We start from the raw sequence: 4937 nt of genomic DNA, 5'->3' as shown, positions 1-4937 counted from the left end.
CCCGTACCCCGGCCGCCGCCAGCTTCTCCTCCGCCCCCGGCACGTCAACGGTCACGATGGCGCTCTCCCCCGGCGGCTGCCCCAGACCGGTGAGGAACCGGTTGGCCAGCGACACGTTGTGCGCGTGGATGGTGGACACCCCGACCCCGGCGACCACGTCCAGCGCCGGGGCGGTACCGACGTAACTGAACCAGGCCGGGGAGATGTCGAACCGGCGGGCGTCGTCGGCCAACCGCAGCGGCGGGCCGTAGAACGAGCCGAGCGGATCCTGCCCGGAGTACCAGCCCGCCGCGTCGGCGCGCATCCGCTCCCGCAGCGCCGGGGCGAGGTAGGCGAAACCGGAGCCGCGCGGCGCCATCAGCCACTTGTACGCCCCCACCGCCACCGCGTCGGCCAGGCCCGCGTCGAAGGGCAGCCAGCCGCACGCCTGGGTGGCGTCCACCACCACCAACGCGTCGTACGCCCGGGCGGCGGCCACGATCTTCTCGTACGGCGCGATGGTGCCGTCGGCCGACTGCACCAGACTGAACGCCACCAAATCGGTGTCGGCGTCGATCGCGTCGACCAGCCCGGCCAGTGGCACGGTGCGTACCGTCACGCCCCGCTCGGCCTGCACCAACCAGGGGAACAGGTTGGAGGTGAACTCCACCTCCGGTACCACGACGGTCGCCCCGGCGGGCAGGGCGGCGGCGATCGGGGCGAACATCTGGGACACCACGCTGCCCACCGAGACGTCCTCGACCGGTACGCCGACCAGCCCGGCGAAGGTGGCGCGGGACCGGTCGGTCGCCGCGTTCCAGGTCTCCCACGACGTACGCCCCACGCGCCAGTCGGCCAGGGCGGACTGCAACGCCGTCCAGGCCGGCTCGGGGGGCAGGCCGTAGCTGGCGGTGTTCAACCAGCCCGGCTCCGGCTGCCACAGCTTCTGTGCCTGTTCAAGCTCCATACTGCCGAGGCTATTCGGCTGTGCCCGCGCTACCAGGGCCAATATCGCGGTGGTGGATCGCGCCGGCTCAGCTGACGTTGGCCGGGCCGAGCACGGTCTTCAGGTCGGCCATCAGGGCGGTGGTGGAAGCGACCCGGTACCGGGGGCGCCACATCGACGCCTGGGTGCCGTTGAGGAGTTTGATGTGCACCTCGGTGTCGCCGGGGTGCAGGGTCAACGTCTCCTTGAGCCGGTCGATCAGGGGTGGCGTGCAGCGGGTCACCGGGATGGTGAGGGTGACCGGTTTGTTGGCCGGGTTGACGGTGATGTCGGGCATGGACATGTCCATCGCCATGATGCGCGGGGTGTCGTCGCGGCGGTCGACGCGACCCTTGACCACCACGATGGCGTCCTCGGCGATGTACTGGCCGACGACCTCGTAGGTGTTGGGGAAGAACAGCGTCTCCACGCCACCGGCCAGGTCCTCCAGGGTCGCCGACGCCCACGCCCGGCCTTGCTTGGTGACCCGGCGTTGCACGCCGGAGAGGATGCCGGCGAGGGTGACCACCGCGCCGTCGGGTACCGCGCCCTCCTCGGACAGGGAGGCGATGGTGGTGTCGGCGGCGTTGCCGAGGATGTGCTCCAGACCGAACAGCGGGTGGTCGGAGACGTACAGGCCGAGCATCTCCCGTTCGAAGGCGAGCTTGTCGCGTTTGTCCCACTCGCTCTCGCCGATCGGGGGCATCACGACGTTGCTGCCGCTGGCGCCGGTGTCGGCGTCGCCGAAGCCGGCGCCGAACAGGTCGTACTGGCCGGCGGCCTCGTTGCGTTTCACCCCGGCGTACGCGTCGATCGCCTCGGCGTGCACGGCGAGCAGGCCCTTGCGGCTGTGCTTGAGTGAGTCGAACGCCCCCGCCTTGATCAGGGATTCGATGGTCTTCTTGTTGCAGACCACCGCGTCGACCTTCGACAGGAAGTCGTAGAAGTCGGTGTAGTCGCTTTTCTCCTGCCGGCAGCGCATGATCGCGGCGACCACGTTCGCGCCGACGTTACGGATCGCGGCGAGGCCGAAGCGGATGTCCGCGCCGACCGGGGTGAACGGTCCGGCGGAGGTGTTCACGTCCGGCGGGAGGACCTGGATGCCCATCCGCCGGCACTCCGACAGGTACAGGGCCATCTTGTCCTTGTCGTCCCCGACGCTGGTGAGCAGCGCGGCCATGTACTCGGCCGGGTAGTGCGCCTTGAGGTACGCCGTCCAGTACGACACCAGCCCGTACGCGGCCGAGTGGGCCTTGTTGAAGGCGTACCCGGCGAACGGCACGAGGACGTCCCACACCGCCTGGATCGCCTCGTCGGAGTAGCCGCGTTCCCGGCAGCCGTCCCGGAACGGGACGAACTCCTTGTCCAGGATCTCCTTCTTCTTCTTACCCATCGCCCGGCGCAGCAGGTCGGCCTGACCGAGGCTGTACCCGGCGAGGATCTGCGCGGCGCGCTGCACCTGCTCCTGGTACACGATCAGACCGTGGGTGGGCGCCAGGATCTCCCGCAGCGGCTCCTCCAGCTCCGGGTGGATCGGGGTGATCTCCTGGAGGCCGTTCTTGCGCAGCGCGTAGTTGGTGTGCGAGTCCACGCCCATCGGGCCGGGGCGGTACAGCGCCAGGACGGCGGAGATGTCCTCGAAGTTGTCCGGTTTCATCAGCCGCAGCAGCGACCGCATCGGCCCGCCGTCGAGCTGGAACACCCCCAGGGTGTCCCCCCGGGCCAGCAGCTCGTAGGCGGCCTTGTCGTCCAGGGACAGGGCCAGCAGGTCCAGCTCCAGACCGTGGTTGAGCTGGATGTTCTTCACCGCGTCGTCGATGATCGTAAGGTTCCGCAGACCGAGGAAGTCCATCTTCAACAACCCGAGCGATTCACACGTCGGGTAGTCGAACTGGGTGATGATCACCCCGTCGGAGTCGCGCCGCATCAGCGGGATGTGCTCGATGATCGGCTCGGCGGACATGATCACCCCGGCGGCGTGCACGCCGGTCTGCCGGATCAGCCCCTCGATCCCCCGCGCGGTGTCGATCACCTTCTTGACGTCCGACTCGGCCTCGTACATGCCCCGGATCTCCCCGGCCTCCGCGTACCGCGGGTGCTTCGGGTCGAAGATGCCCTCCAGGGGGATGTCCTTGCCCATCACCGCCGGGGGCATCGCCTTGGTGATCCGGTCGCCCACCGCGTACGGGTACCCGAGCACCCGGGCCGAGTCCTTGATCGCCGCCTTCGCCTTGATCGTGCCGAACGTGGCGATCTGCGCGACCTTGTCCTCACCCCACTTCTCGGTGACGTACCGGATCACCTCACCGCGCCGACGCTCGTCGAAGTCGATGTCGACATCCGGCATGCTGACCCGCTCCGGGTTCAGGAACCGTTCGAAGATCAGCCCGTGCGGGATCGGATCCAGGTCGGTGATCCCCAGGGCGTACGCCACCAGCGAACCCGCCGCCGACCCACGCCCCGGGCCCACCGCGATGCCCTGCGACTTGGCCCACTGGATGAAGTCGGCGACCACGAGGAAGTACGACGGGAAACCCATCTGGATGATCACACCCAGCTCGTACTCCGCCTGCACGACGTGCCCCTCGGGGATCCCCTCCGGGAACCGGCGGGCCAGTCCGGCGAAGGTCTCCTTGCGGAACCAGGACTCCTCGGTCTCCCCGTCCGGGATCGGGAACCGGGGCATCAGGTTCCGGAAGGTGAACATCCCGGCCGTGTCGACCTTCTCTGCCACCAGCAGGGTGTTCCGGCACCCCTGCAACCAGGCTTCGGAGGAGTCGACCGCCCGCATCTGCTCGGCCGACTTGATGAAGTAGCCGCCCCCCTCGAACCGGAACCGGTTCGGGTCGGCGATGTTCGAACCGGTCTGTACGCAGAGCAGCACGTCGTGCGCCTCGGCCTGCGCCTCGTGCGTGTAGTGCGAGTCGTTGGTGACCACCGGCGGGATGCCGAGCCGCCGGCCGATGTCGAGCAGCCCCTCCCGGACCCGCTTCTCGATGTCCAGGCCGTGGTCCATCAGCTCCAGGAAGTAGTTCTCCTTGCCGAAGATGTCCTGGTACGCGCTGGCCACCTTGAGGGCCTCGTCGAACTGGCCCAGCCGCAACCGGGTCTGCACCGCACCGGACGGACAGCCGGTGGTGGCCATGATGCCCTCGGCGTGCTCCGCGATCAGCTCCATGTCCATCCGGGGCCACTTGACGTAGTGGCCCTCCATGGAGGCGCGCGAGTTGAGGGTGAAGAGGTTCTTCAGGCCCACCGCGTTACTGGCCCACAGCGTCTTGTGGGTGATCGCGCCGTTACCGGAGATGTCGTCGCTCTTCTGCTCCGGACGGCCCCACTTCACCCGGGCCTTGTGATAGCGCGACTCCGGCGCCACGTACGCCTCGACCCCGAGGATGGGGGTGATCCCGGCAGCGGTCGCCTGCTTGTAGAAGTCGTACGCGCCGTGCATGTTGCCGTGGTCGGTCATCGCCACCGCCGGCATGCCCAGCCGGTTGGCTTCGGCGAAGAGGTCCTTGAGCCGGGCCGCCCCATCGAGCATCGAATACTCTGTGTGCACGTGCAGATGCGCGAACGAATCGCCCATGCAGAGCGCCCCCCGGCGTCGATTGTGGCTTCGCAGGTCCGGTCGACGCCCACGATCAAGGATCGGGCCAAGGTCGACCCGGCCCACCCTACCGATCTAGCGGCAGCAGGTTCCACCGGACGCGCCCGGCTGGCTGATTTGTGCTTCTCGGCACGATGTGCCAGGTGAAAAGTCATGCAGCATCGGGATCTTGGTGGCGAACGGCCCCTGGGAGGGCCGTTTGCCACCAAGATCCGGGGCGCCCGTCAATCGGACGCCACCTAGACGAGTAAGTCCTAACGGTCCCGGGGCTGCGGCATAGGCGAAGGGTGTTGAAGATCCGTTTGTGACGACAGACCTCAACACCCTTCTGACCGCACTGTACGTGAAGATCGACGACTGGCTCGG

2 protein-coding genes are annotated in these 4937 nt (G+C 68.2%); both read right to left on the bottom strand.

The window, feature by feature from the left end:
- Positions 1-946, bottom strand: a 946-nt coding sequence (locus tag GSF22_RS30525; protein ID WP_208817375.1) for an aminotransferase class V-fold PLP-dependent enzyme, incomplete at its 3' end; no start/stop codon positions are given.
- Positions 947-1013: 67 nt separating this feature from the next.
- Positions 1014-4550: a DNA polymerase III subunit alpha gene (gene dnaE, locus GSF22_RS30520; RefSeq protein ID WP_208817374.1), complete on the bottom strand. Its 3537-nt coding sequence runs from the start codon at positions 4548-4550 to the stop codon at positions 1014-1016.
- Positions 4551-4937: the final 387 nt, after the last annotated feature.

This window comes from Micromonospora echinofusca, from assembly GCF_017614955.1.
GTDB lineage: Bacteria > Actinomycetota > Actinomycetes > Mycobacteriales > Micromonosporaceae > Micromonospora > Micromonospora echinofusca_A.
The sequence above is the reverse complement of the archived record's forward strand: the minus strand, read 5'-3'. Positions and strand labels throughout refer to the sequence as shown.

Coding starts and splice junctions, on each gene's coding strand:
- dnaE (WP_208817374.1), bottom strand. CDS start 4,550: ATGGGCGATTCGTTCGCGCATCTGCACGTGCACACAGAGTATTCGATG.